The organism is Nocardia pseudovaccinii NBRC 100343 (assembly GCF_001613225.1).
Lineage (GTDB): Bacteria > Actinomycetota > Actinomycetes > Mycobacteriales > Mycobacteriaceae > Nocardia > Nocardia pseudovaccinii.
This window is the reverse complement of record NZ_BDBY01000368.1, coordinates 1-18,056: the sequence shown is the minus strand read 5'-3', so window position 1 is coordinate 18,056 and position 18,056 is coordinate 1. Positions and strand designations below refer to the sequence as shown.

The 18,056-nt window shown below is 64.2% G+C and carries 21 protein-coding genes; 4 read left to right on the top strand and 17 right to left on the bottom strand.

The window, feature by feature from the left end:
* The 4 genes from NP3_RS40045 to NP3_RS40030 form a co-directional block, all read right to left on the bottom strand.
* Positions 1-1,462 (bottom strand): WXG100-like domain-containing protein (locus tag NP3_RS40045; RefSeq protein ID WP_444980801.1); only part of this gene is annotated, 1,462 nt, incomplete at its 3' end.
* Between the two features lie 16 nt (positions 1,463-1,478).
* Positions 1,479-1,994 carry a YbaB/EbfC family nucleoid-associated protein gene (locus NP3_RS40040; RefSeq protein WP_063046916.1) on the bottom strand — a complete coding sequence of 172 codons (516 nt, stop codon included), beginning with the start codon at positions 1,992-1,994 and terminating at the stop codon, positions 1,479-1,481.
* Positions 1,995-2,004: 10 nt separating this feature from the next.
* A complete protein-coding gene (locus tag NP3_RS40035; protein WP_063046915.1) occupies positions 2,005-2,319 on the bottom strand; it encodes a hypothetical protein in 315 nt (104 codons plus the stop codon).
* Between the two features lie 150 nt (positions 2,320-2,469).
* Positions 2,470-3,381, bottom strand: a complete 912-nt coding sequence (locus tag NP3_RS40030) for a cupin-like domain-containing protein (RefSeq protein WP_063046914.1) — start codon at positions 3,379-3,381, stop codon at positions 2,470-2,472.
* A gap of 242 nt (positions 3,382-3,623) precedes the next feature.
* Between NP3_RS40030 and NP3_RS40025 the strand changes: the two genes are divergently transcribed.
* The 3 genes from NP3_RS40025 to NP3_RS40015 all read left to right on the top strand — a co-directional run bounded on the left by NP3_RS40025 (position 3,624) and on the right by NP3_RS40015 (position 7,613).
* A complete protein-coding gene (locus NP3_RS40025; RefSeq protein WP_063046913.1) occupies positions 3,624-5,381 on the top strand; it encodes a hypothetical protein in 1,758 nt (585 codons plus the stop codon).
* Positions 5,382-5,426: 45 nt separating this feature from the next.
* On the top strand, positions 5,427-5,858 hold the full coding sequence (gene dtd, locus NP3_RS40020) for a D-aminoacyl-tRNA deacylase (protein ID WP_063046912.1): 432 nt from the start codon (positions 5,427-5,429) through the stop codon (positions 5,856-5,858).
* Between the two features lie 255 nt (positions 5,859-6,113).
* The gene (locus tag NP3_RS40015) at positions 6,114-7,613 is read left to right on the top strand and encodes a hypothetical protein (protein WP_063046917.1); all 1,500 of its coding nucleotides are present in this window, start codon (positions 6,114-6,116) and stop codon (positions 7,611-7,613) included.
* On the opposite strand, the gene NP3_RS40010 is transcribed toward NP3_RS40015, so the two are convergent.
* Entirely contained in the window at positions 7,610-8,404 is a 795-nt protein-coding gene (locus NP3_RS40010) for an ESX secretion-associated protein EspG (RefSeq protein WP_063046911.1), read from the bottom strand. The genes NP3_RS40015 and NP3_RS40010 overlap by 4 nt on opposite strands.
* Positions 8,401-10,251 carry a hypothetical protein gene (locus tag NP3_RS49735; protein WP_176582823.1) on the bottom strand — a complete coding sequence of 617 codons (1,851 nt, stop codon included), beginning with the start codon at positions 10,249-10,251 and terminating at the stop codon, positions 8,401-8,403. The genes NP3_RS40010 and NP3_RS49735 overlap by 4 nt, the downstream gene beginning before the upstream one ends.
* A 214-nt stretch (positions 10,252-10,465) precedes the next feature.
* Between NP3_RS49735 and NP3_RS40000 the strand changes: the two genes are divergently transcribed.
* Positions 10,466-11,287 (top strand): class I SAM-dependent methyltransferase, encoded by an 822-nt coding sequence (locus NP3_RS40000; RefSeq protein ID WP_063046909.1) that lies wholly within the window; start codon positions 10,466-10,468, stop codon positions 11,285-11,287.
* 530 nt (positions 11,288-11,817) lie between these two features.
* Here the strand turns inward: NP3_RS40000 and NP3_RS39995 are convergent.
* The 11 genes from NP3_RS39995 to rpsH form a co-directional block, all read right to left on the bottom strand.
* Positions 11,818-12,165, bottom strand: coding sequence for a type II toxin-antitoxin system PemK/MazF family toxin (locus NP3_RS39995; RefSeq protein WP_169814663.1), 348 nt, complete (start codon positions 12,163-12,165; stop codon positions 11,818-11,820).
* Complete coding sequence (locus tag NP3_RS39990; protein ID WP_063046907.1) at positions 12,162-12,380, bottom strand: ribbon-helix-helix protein, CopG family; 219 nt, start codon at positions 12,378-12,380, stop codon at positions 12,162-12,164. The genes NP3_RS39995 and NP3_RS39990 overlap by 4 nt, the downstream gene beginning before the upstream one ends.
* Before the next feature lie 42 nt (positions 12,381-12,422).
* Complete coding sequence (gene map, locus NP3_RS39985; protein ID WP_063046906.1) at positions 12,423-13,220, bottom strand: type I methionyl aminopeptidase; 798 nt, start codon at positions 13,218-13,220, stop codon at positions 12,423-12,425.
* A 6-nt stretch (positions 13,221-13,226) separates the two neighbouring features.
* On the bottom strand, positions 13,227-13,772 hold the full coding sequence (locus tag NP3_RS39980) for an adenylate kinase (protein WP_063046905.1): 546 nt from the start codon (positions 13,770-13,772) through the stop codon (positions 13,227-13,229).
* Positions 13,769-15,091: a preprotein translocase subunit SecY gene (gene secY, locus NP3_RS39975; protein WP_063046904.1), complete on the bottom strand. Its 1,323-nt coding sequence runs from the start codon at positions 15,089-15,091 to the stop codon at positions 13,769-13,771. Before secY ends, NP3_RS39980 begins: the two co-directional genes overlap by 4 nt.
* A 138-nt stretch (positions 15,092-15,229) precedes the next feature.
* Positions 15,230-15,673 (bottom strand): 50S ribosomal protein L15, encoded by a 444-nt coding sequence (gene rplO, locus NP3_RS39970; RefSeq protein WP_063046903.1) that lies wholly within the window; start codon positions 15,671-15,673, stop codon positions 15,230-15,232.
* Between the two features lies 1 nt (position 15,674).
* Complete coding sequence (rpmD, locus tag NP3_RS39965; protein WP_062983142.1) at positions 15,675-15,854, bottom strand: 50S ribosomal protein L30; 180 nt, start codon at positions 15,852-15,854, stop codon at positions 15,675-15,677.
* Positions 15,855-15,856: 2 nt separating this feature from the next.
* Complete coding sequence (gene rpsE, locus NP3_RS39960) at positions 15,857-16,519, bottom strand: 30S ribosomal protein S5 (RefSeq protein WP_063046902.1); 663 nt, start codon at positions 16,517-16,519, stop codon at positions 15,857-15,859.
* Positions 16,520-16,550: 31 nt separating this feature from the next.
* A complete protein-coding gene (gene rplR, locus NP3_RS39955) occupies positions 16,551-16,958 on the bottom strand; it encodes a 50S ribosomal protein L18 (RefSeq protein ID WP_063046901.1) in 408 nt (135 codons plus the stop codon).
* A gap of 2 nt (positions 16,959-16,960) precedes the next feature.
* Positions 16,961-17,500 carry a 50S ribosomal protein L6 gene (rplF, locus tag NP3_RS39950; protein WP_063046900.1) on the bottom strand — a complete coding sequence of 180 codons (540 nt, stop codon included), beginning with the start codon at positions 17,498-17,500 and terminating at the stop codon, positions 16,961-16,963.
* A gap of 14 nt (positions 17,501-17,514) precedes the next feature.
* Entirely contained in the window at positions 17,515-17,913 is a 399-nt protein-coding gene (rpsH, locus tag NP3_RS39945) for a 30S ribosomal protein S8 (protein WP_062983150.1), read from the bottom strand.
* Positions 17,914-18,056 lie beyond the last annotated feature (143 nt).

Sequence of the window (18,056 nt, the reverse complement as noted above, 5' to 3'; positions counted from 1 at the left end):
TCACACCATCATCACCCGCACGCGCGGTCACACCGTCATCACCCGGGTGTGCGGCCAAACCATCGTCACCCGTACGCGCGGTCGCACCGTCATCACCCGCGTGTGCAGTCGAACCATCACCTCCAGCACGCGCAGCAGAACCATCATCGGAGGCCCCCGCCTTCGACATGCCGTCATCTGCACCATGCACCTGCGCCGAATCATCGCCCGCACCATGACTATTCGACGAACCATCAGCTCCCGCCGCCGAACCGTTGTCCACGGCATGCGCTGTCGAACCGTCGGCCGCACCGTCCGCACCACCACGCCCAGCAACGGGCTCCCCTGTATGCCCCGCATTCGGCGCACCCTCGCCGGTCTGCCCGGTTCCCGAATCAGCACCAGCACGTCCACCATCACCGGCGCCAACCGGACCGGCATCGGGGCGAAACCCAATGCGGGACAAGTCATCCGGATTCACCCGCGTACCGCTCGGCCGGTACCAATCCGGATGCCGATTGTGATAGAACTGCTCGGCCGCCGCACGATTCGCACCGGACATCGCGCCGTTCGAGGCACCCGCCGTCAGCATGCGCAGGTCGAATTCGGTCTTCTTCAGACCATCGACGGCCTTGTCCCAACCGCCTTCCGGTCCGGACTTCGCCAAGGTGAACGCGAACTGCGCGCCGACGCTGCCGCCGAATCCGGCGATGGCACCCACTGTGCCCGCCGTCGCACCCGTGAGCAGTCCACGCAGCCAGGCCTTCATCTCGGTCTCGGCGAGCTTCTCGCCGAGACGCTCGCCGATCGGGCTCGCGACACCGGCGCCGACCGCGGAACTGATCGCGGTGATGGCGACCTGCTCCCAGTTGACCTCCTTGCGATGCCCCGAATTCACCTGGTACTGCTGAATTCCCCAGTCCTGGACCGTGCCGAGGACCGTGTCGATGGCAATGTGGCGCACCAGGAAATTCGCCAGTCGACGCCCGAGGAATTTGGCCACGATCTCGACAATCTTGTCCATGATCCGCTTGGCGATTATCCGGATCGCTACCCGCGTTCCGGCAATCGCCGCCGCCTCCGCCGCGGGCGCGGTCGGCGGAAAGATCCATGCGATCGCGATCTCGGCCGCAAGCAGCGCGAGGGAGGTGATCAGCATGAGCTGGCCGTATTCGATTTCGGTGCCGACGCTGGTCGCCGAATCGGCCAGCTTCTCGAAATCGCGGGCCAGCATCTCGAGCGATTGCGGCCCTTCGAGATAACTGTCGAAGTTGGCGATGATCGCCTCGATGCCGTCGCCGTCCTGATACGCCTTCAGCGACGCCGTTTTCGCATCACGGATATCGGGCAGAATGTCGCGCAATCCGGTGGCCGCTGCGCGCCAGTCGTCGGCCAGCCCCCACATGCCATCGGGATCGCCCGCAGGCCAGTCGGATCCGGCAACCCATTCCAGCCATTTGAGATAACCCGGCAGCTCAGCCATCTGCGCTCACCCTCGGTCACCAGCTGGAATCGGTGACTCCGCGGTCCGTGGCCGATTGACGCGAGACGACCTCGACATTGCTGAATTCCATCGGCGCGCCGTCGTCGTCGGAAATTGATTGGCGCTCTCCGGAATTCGGCGCCGCAAGCGAAACCTTCGGCGCCTTCGGCATTTCGGCGCTCAGGTCGGGCATGCCCTCGATCAGATCCGACAATTTGGGCAGTCGCGCACGACGGTCGTGCAGGGGCATCATCAGCTCCTGCGCCTTGCGCATCACCTCGGCGGTCGCCTTCTGCGCCGCTTCGGTCACCGCCTTCGCTATCTCACCGTAGCTCAATTCATCGATGCCGGAACCGAATTTGGTTTCGATAATGGTGCCGTCGGCATTCACGGTGACCGTGATCCGCTTTCGCGCGGTGGCGCTCGCGGTCAGTTCGGCACGCTGCTGCTGCACCTGCGCGATCGCCCGAAACTGCTGCTGGACTTCATCGAGCACTGCCGCCATCTCGGCCTTGGCGAATTCGTTCGTCATGTTCTACAACTCACCGGAAGCCGTCGCCGTTGGACTGGTCCATCCGCCGCAGTTCCTTGGCGGTCTTGGTCTGACCGGTGTAGAAGTTGTCGAAATTCGTTGCCGTGGTCTTGATATTCCCGGACATCTGCTCGCGCGCGACCTTATATCCGTCGGGGCCCTCGGCGAACTGACGTCCAAGTTTGTCGTTCCCCCACGGCGCACCGCGACCGGCGAGCGCGGCATCCAATGCGCTCAGCACGCCGTTCACTCGATCCCGAACGGCGCTGGTCCGCTCCGCGGCCTTCTCGAACAGATCCGCGTCGTGCCTCAACTTGTCCGACATCGCGCACTCCTCGAGCTCCAGCGGTCACCCGCACCCATCACCATCGGATCCTCTGATTCGACGATGACAGCGCTTGGCGACTCACCAGTAGCTCGAACATGAACGGCAAGTGCCGCGCCAGTTACAGCGCCCACCGACCGCGGTTCGCGGTCACTTCGGCTTGCGGAACCTGCCCACGATGCCGTCGACAATGCGCAGCACACCGCGCACCGCCATCGGGAAGAAGGCCGCCTTCATGAACTCGAAGTAGCTCGGATTGTACCGCGCGACATACGAAATCGCCGGATCCACGGATTCGACCTGGTGCCACCAGAACATCGGGATGTAGAGGATGTCGCCGGTCTCGAGGACAACATCGTAGTAGGACGCGTCCCGCAGCTTCTCGAAGCTGCTCACATCCGGGTCGAACTCGTCGGGGAGTCCGGTGTAGGGGTCCGAAACCTTCATCGGAATCCGGCCGTACACATTGCTGTACTCATTCGGCGGAAACAGCCGGACCCGCTTGCGGCCGTGCAGCTGAATCAGCAGGCCGTGCCATGGATCATTGTGCAGCGGAGTCAGATTGCCCTGCTGGCCGATCCACACACTGCTCGCCGCCGGACTCTGCTGCCGGGTGCCGACGCGCGCGGGCAGCTGATCGGCGAGCGGCTGCGGGTCGGCGGCGGCACGCGAATAGTAGTTCTTGCCCGGCTTCGGCTCATCGAAAACCGCTGCCATGACATCGCGATATTCGAGCACCTCGACCGGCGACGTCTCCTGTGTGAACACGTTGGTCGCACTGGTCAGCGCGGCGACCTTCTGGTCACCGTATTTCTCGCGCAACGCTCCCGGCTGAAAATCCTCGAATACCGGCCAAGTTGTTGCGACACCGCGGAATACGACCGGTGTCTGTTTATCGAAGACGGCCTCGAGTTGGAAATCCCGATCGGGTACGACCAGCCCTTGCTGCCCACCCGTCGATCGATTCAGTACATCGCGAACACTGCGACCGGCCCACAGTACGAAACTGGCTAGGAAAATAGGAGCCAGCGTGACCGGCCTCTCATCGTAACCCTTAGTCATATCCCCGTGTCTTCTAAGAGAATTGGTGCACTGCTTTGACTTTCGGTTGCTCGAAGCAACCATCACCGCGCCGTGATCCCGACCCTATCGACATCCTCGAGTCTACCGGCCCGAACCGTGCCCACTGCTGGGAAGATCGGGACGTAACTCACGGCGCGGGCAGTTGGACCTCCCATGGACGGCAACAGCCGGTGCCGGTCGGAACGCCTAGGGTCGAGGAGACGCCGATTTCAGGAGATGTCGTGGCCGACTTGCCTTCGGACCCATTGATTTCGCTGGTGACCCTGGCGGCTGAACATATGGGGTATTCGTGCCGGGCAACTGAGTCGGATGGGGTGCAGTTGGTGGGCCCGCGTGGAGATGGACCATATTTTCTGTGGCTTGACAACCTGCGGCGCAGGCTCGACGAGAAGCCATTTGATCAGTGGCCCGCGCACATCGCGGATCATGTCGAAACGTTCCTCGCGCAAGTCGATCTGGATTACACCGATCCGCTCGATACCGACGAATTCACGACAGTGCGTGGATTTCTCAAGACACGGTTCGCATCGTCGGACACCATCGCGGGTATCGACATCGTCGGGCACTACGTCGCGCCGGGCATCATCCAGGTGGTGGTGATCGAGCAACTCCTAACCGCCGAGGCCGTGACTTCCGACCAACTCGCCCACTGGCAGATCGACGCCACCGAACTCTTCGAACTGGCCGAGGCGAACACTCGTGCCGCCGACCGACTGGCGATCGAATGGCGGAACTACAACGATGCGCATTTCGCCATTCTGAGCGGGTCGGACTCCGCGAGCGCCCACTCGAAGTGGCTCGGCGACTATCCGGTAATCGGAACGTACGGAGCACTTTTCGTCATCTCGCACGAGGGCAACGTCTACGCGCATCCGATTATCGGGCCGAAGGCGCTGACGGCGATGATTCTGCTGGGCAAGGTGGCCGCCAACACCTACCGCAGCGAACCGCAGCCGATCAGCCCGGCGGTCTATTGGTGGCGGGACGGGGAGATCGGCCTGGCCGCCATCACCGAGATCGACGCCGATCGCAACGTCGAGGTGCGCCCGACCCCCGAATTCGAGGCATTGCTGACCAGCCTGGCGGTGACCTGCGAATTCGCGGTGTTGCCCGCCGACGCGGTCGATACCGCGCTCGATGCGATGGAGCAGTACCGGCACATGTGCACCGCCCCGGACGACAGTGCGACCCCGCCCGCGCTCGACGACCTCATCGCCGCGATCGACCGCAACGGCGGCGCGGTCGGATTCGTTGCCACCGTTGCGGATTCGCGCGGCGCCGTACTGCGCACCTGGGGACCGAACCGTGGGCGGCACCTGCTCGCCGTACTGGAACTCACCAAGGATCGCGACCTCGCCGTCCTGGACGTCGAGACAGGCCACCTCTACGACCCGCGCGGCCGCATCGACGTCCGCGTGACCGTCGGGGACGGCCGGTCACTGCCCTACCTCACTCCCGCGCTGCTCGAGGACTTCGTGGTCGCCGCCGCCGACCCGGACGACCCGTTCCTGGTCGTCGCACGCGCGGACGAGACCTACATCCGAACCCGCCGCCACGAATGGGTCTACGAAATCGAGCACCGGGCGGGATCCGCGTCGGAGCATTTTCGCGTATACACCCTGCGGCACAAGGTCGTTCGCGATGTCATCTGGGCGTGGGTCTGTGGCGACCCGTCGTGGACTGTCGCTGTGCACTGGCGACGGGTCGATCCCACATCGCCCGGCATCGAGGCGGCATCCGGGCTGGAAATCCTGCAGGACGAACTGTCGTGCGCCGGTCCCGGCCTCACACCCGACGCACTCGGCCTCCTCGATACCTTTCTGGCAGTTCGTGATACGCCGATCCCGTCGATGGATCGCACGCCGCCGGATGACCTCGCGATCGACCCGGCGATCTTGCGTGACCTGGCGTCATCACACACCGAAGAGGTACGCCCGATTGCCGAAGCCGAGACGCCGGACGACCCGGACGAGACCTGAGGGCGGCCGGTGCACCCGCGATCACCCGGGTGCGAGGATCGACGCATGCGAGTACTGGTGCAGCGCGTATCCGCCGCGCAAGTGACCGTCGACGGACAGACCGTCGGCCGGATCGAACCGAATCCGCAGGGCCTGGTCACCCTGGTCGGAGTGACGCATGAGGACACGGAATCCACCGCGAAGGCGTTGGCGGACAAGGTGTGGCGGTTGCGAATCCTGGAGGGGGAACGCGCGGCCGCGGATCTGGACGCACCCATTCTCGTGGTCAGCCAGTTCACCCTCTACGCGGATACCGCCAAGGGGCGGCGGCCGTCCTGGTCCGCCGCCGCGCCCGGCCCCATCGCCGAACCGCTGGTCGAGACCTTCGCGCAAGCATTGCGCGAGCTGGGCGCAACCGTCGCCACCGGACGGTTCGGCGCGCATATGCATGTCGAACTCGTCAATGACGGTCCCGTGACACTGCTGCTGGAGGGCTGAGCACAACCGCCGAGCGCAACCACCCCTGACAACTTCGCGCACCGCTGGTTTGCTCGGCTACACTCACGAACCACGCGGAACAGCCGCGGCGTCCGCAAGCGCGGTTGTCATGGCTGTCAACAGGTCGATCGCGGCGGCACCGGTCGCCGGTTGATTGCCTGCTCATTCCGGCCATTTCTATGGCAAACTCGGTCGAGCAGAATGCGGCCGCTCGACGACCGTGACGCGGAAGGTGAAGCGGGAGTTGAGGTCGCGATGGATCTGAGTGCACTCGAGCGTCGGGTAGCCGAGGATCGCCGGGCAGCGATCGACCGGACGGTCGAGAACGAATTGCGTCTGGCCTCGTCGCTGTGCGACCTCGCAAAAGGCCTGGTCGCGACCAAGAATGGCCCCGGCAGGGACCGAACGGCCGAGGCGCTGGCGCCATCGCAGGAGTCCGTCGGCATCCGGCTGCACTGGCTCGCCGCCGGTCGCGTGACCGCCGAGTTCGCGGGCGAAGTCCAGGATGCGCTACGCGTCTTCGAGCAGGCGACCCGGCACATCGGCCATCGGGAACTTGCGGCGAGCACCATCCGCAATGCCTGCCATACCTATCGCCAAGTGTCACGGACGCATCCGCAAGTGGCCGCCGTGTGCGCGGACGGCCTCTCGAAATGCGGCGTCTGGTTGTGCCGCCTTGATCCGAAGGCCGCCGTCGCCGCCAGCGAGGACGCCGTGCGCATCCGCAGCGCGCTGTTCGCGGCTAATCCGGATCAGTCCGGAAAATATCTCGCCAGCCTGAACATGCTGCTGCGCACACTGATGGTCGGCCGCCAGCGCAAACAGGCCGTGGCGATGTACCGCGAGCGGTATGCCGCACTGACGTCACCGGAGATGACGGCACGGCTGCGCGAAACCCGGATCGAGGATATCGATCTCACCAACAAGACCTTCACCGCGCTCACCAAACTCGAAGCCCGGACCTTGCAGCGCGCGGGACATCTGACGCAGCAGCAGATTCTGTACCAAACCTCCGGCGATCTCGCCACGATCGAGGAGATCAACTGGAAGCTCGCTCTGGTCGGCCTGAAGCCGCTGGCCGCGGGCGCCCTACCGGATCCCCCGTCCCGGCCGGTGGAAATCGGTGCGACCTTCGGCGCATTGAGTGTCCGCTGCAGCGCACGCGACGCCGTCGCCCAGGTTCGCGCCGCCATCATCGCGGCCTACGCCGCCGACAACGCGCGCCAGGTTGATCGCTCGGCCGTGCGTGGCGCACACGAAACCCACTGGCATACCTTCGATCCCGAACTGAACTCGGCCGAATCCCTCGGCGATGACGTAGTGCTGATCGAACAGCCATACGGCGGTTCGGTTGTCGTCATGAGCCTGAATTGGGAAATAGCCCCCGTCGGCAAACATCCACTGGCACAGCACCTTTCCGCACGCTGGCCGGTGATCAGCGTTACCGCGAACGAGAAGATGTCCTACGAGCTGTGCCGGTACGAGGACGGTGTGGCCACCCAATACGCCGCACTCGGCCGCCCGAGCGGACAGGCCCCGCTCGATACCCCATTGGCACCCCTGGACTTCGCGGCCCTGGCCGACTACGGCGCGGACTACGCGTCCGAAACGCAGGTCCGCGCCGCGTTCGGCAACACCGATATGTTCGCGAAACTCACCCACATGCCCGCCAGCGGCATTCGGCAAGCCGCCCTGGCCATTCCGCTCGCGGACTACGGCGACAATGTCCTTTTCTTCCGCGGCAACGGGAGTTAACCGGGTACTTCCCAATGGGTTTCGGAGCGATCGAGCATAGCCTCGATCGCGGTTTCCAGCATTGCGGCGAGCTGCTCGGCACGCACGCCATTGGCCACCGGAGCGTGATCGAGCACGAACGCGTAGCGGCCGTCATCGGGCAGATCACGCCAGAGCATGAACTGCTCGAGTATGCCGCGCGGCCCGAACTTGGAGTGGCCCTGGTGAATGGTGATGGCACCGGTCAGGGACGCCTGGGTCCGGAAGAACCGCTCGCTCTGCCGCGCGGGTGACTCCCGATCCGCCGCGGTCACCAACGACGCGACATGCCGGAACTGCTCACGATCGTCGGCCCGATCGGTCATGATCGGAATATTCCGAAACCGTCCCGCCCCCAATGGCGGCAATGCGCGCACCACGGCATCGGCCAAACCATGCGGACCGCATTCGGTGACAATGAACCCGCCACTGTGCCCGAGCGTTTCACCGGGACGCTGCGTAACCAGATACCCGCGCATACCCGAACGCACCGCGCGCGCCCTGATGCGCTTGGCCGGATTCGTGATATCCGCGTCGTCCCAGCCGTGCACCACCACGAAAACCTCTGGGCGCGCGAAGGTTTCGAGAACATCGCGGATGGATCCGTCAACGGCGGCCCGCAGTCTCTCCCAGGTCTCGAACTTCTCGCGCTCATAGTCGTCGCGCCATCGCGTCCGACTGGTGTACGAGAAGGGCAGCGGCAGTGTGCTGTTGGTGTATCGCTCCAATAGCACGACGAACTCCAGATCGGTGAAGTCCCAGACCGCGGTCACGACTCGGTCACCGGTAGCGCGTGCGCCAGCGAGGCGAGGAACTCCGTCGGCTGTTCATCCAACTGGACTTCGGAGGCATCCGTTGTACCGGCACCCGGTATACCTGGAATGATCTCGCCCGCGGTCGCGATCGCCGGGATGACGGACTCGGATACGCCGGGGATCGATCGGATCGCCCCCGTCAGCCAGCGCTCGACGTCAGGCACGCTCGGTAGGCCGGGCAGGCCCGGAATCGACGCGCGCGGAAACAGTCGCGACGTATCGGCTTGGGCCGTGGTGGGCTCGACCGTGCCGTCAACCGGCGTGGCTGCGGCGGTGTCGGTCACCGGGATGTGCAGGAGATCGGCGAGGGGGCGCAGGGTGGGGTTGGACGCGATCATTTCCTTGATCTGGGGGAACTTTTCGAAGAGGGCATTGAAGTCCGGTGCCGGATTGAGCGCCTGGAATTGGCCGAGCGCCTGCATCAGGCTCGGTACCGTCTGAACCGCTTGGGACAGGCCGTTCACCAGCGGGGTGATCATGTCCTGGCCCGATGAAGAGGCCTGCGTCGCAGTGGTTCCGGTGCCAGTTCCGGTACCGGTCGCAGTTCCCATGCCCGTGCCCGTTCCTGCGCCCGTGCCGGTTCCGGTCCCCGTGCCGGTCCCTGCGCCCGTCCCAGTCCCAGCGCCCGTCCCGGTCCCAGCGCTCGTCGTCCCGGTCCCTGCTCCTGCACCGGTCCCCGTACCTGCGCCCGTCCCGGACCCTGTGCTGGTGCCTGTCCCTGTACCGGTCCCAGTCCCTGTACCCGTTCCTGTCCCAGTGCCGGTTCCTGTCCCAGCGCCGGTTCCGTCCTTGTCATCCTTCGGCGGCGCGGCTGGCGCTCCAGGCACCGGCGGCTCGGGCAAAACCGGAAATGCCTTGTCGGAGTTGGGCAACCCCTCGCCATAGTGCTTGTCGAACTCATCCCGATAGTGCTGAACATCGGCGTAGTTGTGGCAAATGCCATTGTCGGAATCGTTCTCCGGCATCTCGACCCACGTGGAGTGCAGCCATTTCGAGGTGTATTGCAGATTGTCCCCGACATCCGTCATCGCGGTGGTCAACTGCCTGACGTTATCGCTGTACCCGCTGACCGCCCCCATGGCGGAATCCTTGCCGTAGCCCTCCCAGGTATCGGTGGTGACCTTGCGAAGGTCCTCCTTCAGCGCGATACCGGCCTTATCGACCTCGCCCGCCAGCCATTTCCAGAAATTCCCGGCCTGCCAAGCGGTTTCGGACTTGATGTTCTTGCGAAGCTGGTAGAGCTCGGACCAACCCAGGAATTGCGAATTCTCCAGTCGGCATTCGGGTTTATCGAAACCGGTCGGATGCTGTGCATCGTTGTTCTTCTTCTGCGCATCGATACCGGCCTGCACCGAACTCGGGACCGCCGCCTTCCCGTCGTCGGACTCCTCGTGGCTCGGTGCGTGGTATCCCGGATCGAATGCCTTTGCCGAGGTGCCCACATCGGCGAGTTTCTGGCGGATGGTGTTCAGCTCGTCCGCCGAGATCTCATCGGTCTTCTTGTATGCCGCGCCCGCGGCCTTGAACATCTCGATGAGGTCCTGCATCGTCCGCATATGCTTGACGAAGTTATCGCTCAGCTGGCTGTTCTTCGCATTGAACTTGGCCGCGAGCTGGTTTCCGGACACGTATGAACCGAAGTCGTTCGAATTCTTGATGCGGCCCTGGTCCAAGGCGCCCTTGTACCCCGAGAGATGCGTGAGCATAGTGCGGCACGCCTCCGCACAGGACAGCGCGACTCGGGGATCGACCGTGAGGTTGCCCGCCTTCGCCTGATCGGTCAATTTCGACCAGTCCGTACCCACTCCGACCGCTCCTCCCAGCACCCACGAACCCCGCGCCCAGCCGTGCACCTTCGAACACAGGGCAAATACCGAGTCTAGGTCGCCCGCCCGACCTCACCCGGGCGTCTTAACCGAACCTTCTGAATGGGTTCATCCCTTGGCTCCCACCAATTTTCCCAGCATCCGCGCGGTAAATGACCTGCGTCACAACGGGCCGACGCGGTACCGTCGTCGCGTGCAAGACTTCGGGCAATCGGCTGACGGAACATCGAATCCGGCCCGACTCCGGGCCGAGCGTGCCTCCTCATTCGGCGCACATGCCGCGGCGTATGCCGAGCATCGCCCCGACTATCCCACCTCGGCCATTCGGTGGGCGCTGGAGCCGATCGCCACACCCGCACCGGTCGTTCTCGATCTGGGCGCAGGCACCGGCAAACTCACCGAGGGGCTGCTCGCCGTCGGCGCGGAAGTGATTGCCGTCGAACCCGATGCCGCGATGCGCGCCGAACTGGCCCGCCGGTTTCCCGAGGTGAACGCGTCGGCCGGTGCGGCAGAGTCGATTCCATTGGCCGACGGCTCGGTGGATGCGGTGCTGGCCGGGCAAGCGCTCCACTGGTTCGACAAGGAGCGGGCGTTTCCGGAGATCGCGCGGGTACTGCGCGTCGGTGGGGTCTTCGCCGCCCTGTGGAATGAGGATGACCTCGACGTCGAATGGGTTGCGGAGTTGCACAAGGTAACTCGGACTGCCGCGTCCCTCCCGTCACAGGAGCTACTGCCCGCACGACTGCCCGCACATCCGTCGTTCGAGAACTTCGAGCGGGCCGATTTTCCGCACCGCCAGCGCCGCACCGCCGAATCCCTCACCGCGACGATCGGAACGCATTCGCACACGCTGGTCATCCCCACCCAGGCACGCAATGCGCTGCTCGAACGAATCTCCGACTACCTGCACGGCAGACCAGAGACAGCGACCGGCGAATTCGACTTCCCCATCCGCACCGACGTCATCCGCACCGTGCGCCGCCCGATCGATACCGGAACGCCGCAGCCGAATTGAGCCGCGCGGCGGTCTAGCGGAAGTCGCTACCTACTCGGTGCGCCACGCACCCCGCAACACCGCCCCTGAGCTGTACGGAGACCCGTATCGTCGCTCCTGAAGCGCCCCTCGAATGATCATTGTTCGCCGCAGAACTACGCAATCCCACAAGGGAATTCGAGTAGCTATCTACTCGGGTGAGCAACCCGCCCTCGGCCATACGCTTCTCCCATCGTTGAAGTTCAGCACGAATCGGAGGAGAAATCATCGCCATTGTGGTTGCGGTCGACCCTGGATGACCCCCGGGTTGCGGTAAGACGCACGAGCGCGGGCGCAAGGAACGACGACACCGATCCAGCATGAGCTGGGAAACGTCAGGGCAAGCGGCGGACGCATTGTGTCCGAAGCCGTTGCATACCAGACATTTGCGACCTACGGGCGTCGGTGCGGCTCGGCTCCTCGCCGCGCGACGTCACCGAACTCGGAGTCGGATCAGGGTGAGGCGACCACGCACACGGCACAATGTTCGGCCGTCCGGCAACACAGTCGAGCTACAGGCTCAGATGTAGTCGTAGCGCCCGATCGAGTTCGGCCACAAGAGTTTCGGGCAGTCGACCCAATGTGCGCCCGACTCTTTCGACCGATACCGAACGTACCTGTTCGGCCTGAGCTTTCGAAGAAACCCGCAGGCCCGGAACATCCTGCAATAGGACCTGGAACGGAAAAACCTTCTCTGTATTACTGGTAACCGGGACAACCGTGACAACACCCCGGCCGAGTTGTGCAGCGCGACGATTCGCACCGTCGTTACTCACGACAATCGCGGGACGAAGTTTACTGACCTCATTCCCCCGAACCGGATCGAAATCTACGAGTACGACATCGCCACGGCGCATCACATCAGCCCGTCGTCGGCAGTCGCCGACCAGGCAGCTTCCTCACCGGCTGCGTCCCACTCATCCCATGCCTCTTCGTAGGCATCTTCGAGAGCACGACTACGAAGCAGCGCGATCGCCTTGTGAACGGCGGCCGACCGCCCTGGCAGGCCGGACCGACACACTTCAGCGTCGAGCGCCGCCACATCCTCGTCCGTCAGGCTCACACTAAGCTTCATACCACTAATGCTACCAGGGTAGGAAAGTCGGAGATACCGCTCTTACTCCGGACGAACCGTAAGAATCCGCGGCCCATCCTCGGTAACCGCAACCGAATGCTCCCAGTGCGCCGCCCGACTTCCGTCCAACGTCACCACGGTCCAGTCATCGTCGAGCACCTTCGTCTGCGTAGTGCCCAACGTCAGCATCGGCTCGATCGCGAGCACCGATCCGACCACGAGTTTCGGCCCCTTACCCGGCGCACCCTCGTTGGCCAGGAACGGATCCATATGCATCTCCCGGCCGATGGCGTGCCCACCGTACCCGTCGACGATGCCGTAGGACCGGCCGTGCTCCTTTTCGGCCGCGCGCGTACCCATTTCGATGGCATGCGAGACGTCGGTCAGCCGGTTACCGGGCAGCATGGCCGCGATACCCGCCTCCATCGACATCTTGGTGGCCTCGCTGAGCAGCTCATCGGCCTCGATGATCGTGCCGACACCGAAGGTCCAGGCCGAATCACCGTGCCAGCCCTCGAGAATCGCGCCACAGTCGATCGAGACCAGATCACCTTCGGTCAGGATCTCGGACGAGGTCGGAATCCCGTGCACCACACGATCGTTCACCGACGCGCAGATCGAACCCGGAAAGCCGTGATAACCCTTGAACGACGGCACCGCGCCCGCATCCCGGATCACCTGCTCGGCGATCTCGTCCAGCTCCAGGGTGGAAACACCGGGCTTGGCCGCCGCGCGCACCGCGACGAGTGCGCGACCGACAATCGCACCGGCCGCCGCCATCGCATCCAGCTCGCCCGCCGTCCGGAACGGCACGACCTTCTTCTTACGGTTGAAGACCATCCGGCCTCAGTGTCCCAGGGCGTGCAGCGCGCGTGCGTTGACCTCGTCGATCTCACCGACACCGTCGACCGAGACGACCAGACCGTCGTAATGCTCCAGCAGCGGCTCGGTCTCCTCGCGGTACACCCGGAGCCGGTTGCGGATCACGTCCTCGTTGTCGTCGTTGCGACCGCGCGCCATCATCCGGCCGACCACGGTCTCCTCGGGCACGACGAAGCAGAGCACCGCGTCGAGCTTCTTGTCCATATCCGCGAGGATTTTCTCCAGCGCGTCGGCCTGATCGACGGTGCGCGGGTAACCGTCCAGTACAAAGCCGTTCGCGGCGTCCGGCTCGGCGACCCGAGCCTCGACCATGCGGTTCGTCACATCGCTCGGTACCAGATCGCCTGCGTCGATGTACTTCTGTGCCTCCCGGCCCAGCGGCGTCTGAGCGGAGATATTGGTGCGGAACAGGTCCCCGGTGGAGATGTGCGGGACGCCCAGTTTGTCCGACAGTAGGTCGGCCTGGGTGCCCTTGCCGGCTCCCGGCGGTCCGAGCAGTACAAGTCTCACTTGAGGAACCCTTCGTAATTTCGATTCATCAGCTGGCTTTCGATCTGCTTCACGGTGTCCAAGCCGACGCTCACCATGATCAGTACCGCGGTGCCACCGAACGGAAGGTTCTGGTTGCCACCGGAGGCGCCGATATCGAGGAACAGGTTCGGGAGGACGGCCACGAGACCGAGGTAGATCGAGCCGGGGAGAGTAATGCGGCTCAATACGAAGTTGAGGTAGTCGGCGGTGGGCTTACCTGGGCGATATCCGGGGATGAAGCCACCGAACTTCTTCATCTCGTCCGCGCGTTCCTCCGGGTTGAAGGTGATCGCGACATAGAAGTAGGTGAAGAACACGATCAGACCGAAGTAGATCGCGATGTATACGGGGTTGCCGGGGTTCACCAGATACTTCTGGATGATCTCCTGCCACCAACTGGGGTTGGGGTTGTTCTTCGAAGACGTCAGCTGCGCAACCAGGTTCGGCAGGTACAGCAGCGACGAGGCGAAGATCACCGGGATGACACCGGCCTGGTTGACCTTCAGCGGCAGGTAGGTCGAGGAGCCGCCGTACATCTTGCGGCCGACCACACGCTTGGCGTACTGCACCGGAATTCGGCGCTGGCCCTGCTCGACGAAGATGACCGCGGTGATGATGGCCAGCGCGGCGACACAGACCAAGCCGAAGACCAGGCCGCCGCGGTTGTCCAGAATCGACTTGCCCTCGGACGGGATTCGGGCGGCGATACCGGCGAAGATCAGCAGCGACATGCCGTTGCCGATGCCACGCTCGGTGATCTGCTCGCCGAACCACATGACCAGCGACGCACCGGCGGTCATCACCAGCACGATGATGACCATGCCGAAGATGCTGGTGTCGGCCAGGATGTCCTTCTGGCAGCCCTGCAACAGCTGACCGCGGGCCGCGAGCGCGACCAGACCGGTGGCCTGCAGGATCGCCAGCGCGATCGAGAGGTACCTGGTGTACTGCGTCATCTTGTTCTGGCCTGCTTGGCCTTCTTTGCGCAGTTCTTCGAAGCGCGGGATGACGACGGTGAGCAGCTGGATAATGATGCTCGCGGTGATGTAAGGCATGATGCCGATCGCGAAGACCGACAACTGCAGCAGCGCACCACCGGAGAACAGGTTGATCAGCTGATAGATACCGGCGGAATCACCGCCGGAGACCAGGTCGATGCATTCCTGCACGCTCTTGTAATCGACACCGGGGGATGGCAGCGCGGCACCCATGCGGTACAACGCGATCAACCCCAGCGTGAAGAGGATCTTCCGCCGTAAGTCCGGAGTCCGGAAGGCCGATACGAAGGCGGAAAGCACAGATCCTCCTGGCGAACGACATGGTCATGCCACGGATATAGAAAACCCATGACGAGGCTTGGCAGACAACAATTGAACTCTAACAGTGGCACCGGACGAGCTCTTCACTCGTCCGGTGCCACTATCTGCAGAGTACCGTCAGCCCAGCTCGGTGACAGTGCCACCGGCCGCGGTGATCTTCTCCTTGGCGGCGCCGGTCACCTTGTCGACGGTCACCTGGACCGCGACGCCGATCTCGCCATCGCCGAGAACCTTGACCAGCTGGTTCTTGCGAACCGCGCCGGCGGCCACCAGCTCCGCCTTGCCGATCGCGCCGCCCTCGGGGAACAGCTTGGCGATCGCGCCGACGTTCACGACCTGGTATTCCGTGCGGAACCGGTTCGTGAAGCCCTTGAGCTTGGGCAGCCGCATGTGAATCGGCATCTGCCCACCCTCGAAGGCGGCCGGGACGTTCTTGCGAGCCTTGGTGCCCTTGGTACCGCGGCCCGCGGTCTTGCCCTTGGAGCCCTCACCGCGACCCACACGGGTCTTCTCGGTCTTGGCGCCGGGAGCCGGACGCAGGTGATGCAACTTGATGGTCATGTCAGACCTCCTCAACTGTTACGAGGTGGCGCACGACGTTGATCAGCCCACGGTTCTGAGGGTTGTCCTCACGAACCACGGTCTGGCGGATCTTGCGCAGGCCGAGCGTACGAAGGCTCTCCCGCTGGTTCGCCTTGGCGCCGATCGACGACTTGATCTGGGTCACCTTGAGATCTGCCATAACTACCGACCTCCCGCTGCCTGAGCGCGTGCGCGCAGCATGCCCGCGGGGGCAACATCCTCGAGGGGCAGACCACGACGGGCCGCGACCTCTTCCGGACGCTGCAGCATCTTGAGTGCCGCAACCGTCGCGTGCACGACGTTGATGGCGTTGTCGCTACCGAGCGACTTCGCCAGAATGTCATGAATGCCAGCGCATTCCAGCACGGCGCGCGCCGCACCACCGGCGATCACACCGGTACCGGGCGAGGCCGGACGCAGCATGACCACACCGGCCGCCGCCTCACCCTGCACCGGGTGGGTGATGGTCGAGCCGATCATCGGGACGCGGAAGAAGCCCTTGCGAGCCTCCTCGACACCCTTCTGGATCGCCGCGGGAACTTCCTTGGCCTTGCCGTAGCCGACGCCGACCAGACCGTTGCCGTCACCGACGATCACCAGGGCGGTGAAGCTGAAGCGACGACCACCCTTCACGACCTTGGAGACGCGGTTGATCGCGACGACGCGCTCGAGCTGGTTCTTGTCGGCCTGCTGGTCACGACGGTCACCACCGCCACGACGATCGCGGCCACCGCCGCGGCCGTCACGGCTGTCGCCGCCACCGGCGGCACCATTCTGCTGTCCGGCGGGTCCGTTGCCGCCGTCACGCCTCTGACGTCCCGGCATCAGACGTTCCTTCCGTAATTGTTTGCAGTCATCAGAACTTCAACCCACCTTCGCGAGCGGCATCGGCGAGCGCCGCGATGCGGCCGTGGTAGTCGTGGCCACCACGGTCGAACACGACGGCCTCGATGCCCGCGGCCTTGGCACGCTCGGCGATCAGCTGACCGACCTTCTTGCCCTTGGCCGACTTGTCGCCGTCCAGTGCGCGCACATCGGCCTCGATCGAGGACGCGGCGGCAATGGTCTTGCCGATCGAGTCGTCGATGAGCTGTGCGTGCAGGTGACGCGAGGAGCGGTTGACCACCAGGCGCGGACGCTCGGTGGTGCCGACGACCTTCTTGCGCAGACGGAAGTGACGGCGGGTCTTCGACAGACGACGCGTCGTCGACACGTCCTTGCCACGCGGAATGCGCTTGGCCTTCTGATTTTCGGTTTGCGCCATGATCACTTACCCGTCTTTCCGACCTTGCGGCGAACGACCTCGCCGGCGTAGCGGATGCCCTTGCCCTTGTAGGGATCGGGCTTACGCAGTCCGTGGATGACAGCGGAGATCTGACCGACCTTCTGCTTGTCGATTCCGGACACGGAGAACTTGGTGGGCGATTCCACCGCGAAGGTGATGCCCTCCGGGGCCTCGATCGGCACCGGGTGCGAGTAGCCGAGGGCGAACTCCAGGTTGGAGCCCTTGGCCGCGACACGGTAACCGACGCCGAAGATTTCCATCTTCTTCTCGTAGCCCTTGGTCACGCCCTCGATCATGTTCGAGACCAGGGTGCGGGTCAGGCCGTGCAGCGAGCGGTTCTGGCGCTGGTCGTCCGGGCGGGCAACCTCGAGCTGGCCGTCCTCACCCTTGGTGACGGTGATCGGCTCGGCGACGAGGTGGGTCAGGGTGCCCTTGGGACCCTTCACCGACACGCTCTGGCCGTCGATGGCGACCTCGACACCGGCAGGAATGGCGATGGGCTTCTTACCAATACGCGACATTTGTCCTACCTCCCTTACCAGACGTAGGCGAGGACTTCGCCGCCCACGCCCTGCTTGGCCGCCTGACGATCGGTGAGCAGACCGGTCGACGTGGAGATGATCGCCACGCCGAGGCCGCCCAGGACCTTGGGCAGGTTGGTGGACTTCGCGTACACACGCAGACCCGGCTTCGACACGCGGCGCAGGCCCTGCAGGCTGCGCTCACGGCTGGGGCCGTACTTGAGGTCGACGACGAGGGTCTTGCCCACGGTCGCGTCCTCGGTCCGGTAGTCGGCGATGTAACCCTCGCGCTTGAGGATCTCGGCGATATTCGCCTTGAGCTTCGAGTGCGGAGCCTTCACCTGATCGTGGTACGCCGAGTTGGCGTTGCGCAGACGTGTCAGGAAGTCTGCGATCGGATCAGTCATGGTCATAGTTCGACCTTGACACCTTTCTCGCTGCGGTTCCCATGCAACACCGGCACACCAATGGGCATGCCAGCCGTGGGCCTACAGCAATTCGGCGGTCCGGCCGACATTTGCCGACCGGATTGAGTTCTCATATGAGCTCTCGGTGC

What these genes read in the sequence shown, in the direction of transcription:
- map (WP_063046906.1), bottom strand. Translation starts at nt 13,220, where the DNA reads ATGGTCTTCAACCGTAAGAAGAAGGTCGTGCCGTTCCGGACGGCGGGC.
- dtd (WP_063046912.1), top strand. Translation starts at nt 5,427, where the DNA reads ATGCGAGTACTGGTGCAGCGCGTATCCGCCGCGCAAGTGACCGTCGAC.
- NP3_RS40040 (WP_063046916.1), bottom strand. Translation starts at nt 1,994, where the DNA reads ATGACGAACGAATTCGCCAAGGCCGAGATGGCGGCAGTGCTCGATGAA.
- rplO (WP_063046903.1), bottom strand. Translation starts at nt 15,673, where the DNA reads ATGACCATCAAGTTGCATCACCTGCGTCCGGCTCCCGGCGCCAAGACC.
- rpsE (WP_063046902.1), bottom strand. Translation starts at nt 16,519, where the DNA reads ATGCCGGGACGTCAGAGGCGTGACGGCGGCAACGGACCCGCCGGACAG.
- rplR (WP_063046901.1), bottom strand. Translation starts at nt 16,958, where the DNA reads ATGGCGCAAACCGAAAATCAGAAGGCCAAGCGCATTCCGCGTGGCAAG.
- NP3_RS40035 (WP_063046915.1), bottom strand. Translation starts at nt 2,319, where the DNA reads ATGTCGGACAAGTTGAGGCACGACGCGGATCTGTTCGAGAAGGCCGCG.
- rpsH (WP_062983150.1), bottom strand. Translation starts at nt 17,913, where the DNA reads ATGACCATGACTGATCCGATCGCAGACTTCCTGACACGTCTGCGCAAC.
- NP3_RS39990 (WP_063046907.1), bottom strand. Translation starts at nt 12,380, where the DNA reads ATGAAGCTTAGTGTGAGCCTGACGGACGAGGATGTGGCGGCGCTCGAC.
- NP3_RS40015 (WP_063046917.1), top strand. Translation starts at nt 6,114, where the DNA reads ATGGATCTGAGTGCACTCGAGCGTCGGGTAGCCGAGGATCGCCGGGCA.
- rpmD (WP_062983142.1), bottom strand. Translation starts at nt 15,854, where the DNA reads ATGGCAGATCTCAAGGTGACCCAGATCAAGTCGTCGATCGGCGCCAAG.
- NP3_RS40030 (WP_063046914.1), bottom strand. Translation starts at nt 3,381, where the DNA reads ATGACTAAGGGTTACGATGAGAGGCCGGTCACGCTGGCTCCTATTTTC.
- rplF (WP_063046900.1), bottom strand. Translation starts at nt 17,500, where the DNA reads ATGTCGCGTATTGGTAAGAAGCCCATCGCCATTCCTGCCGGTGTCGAG.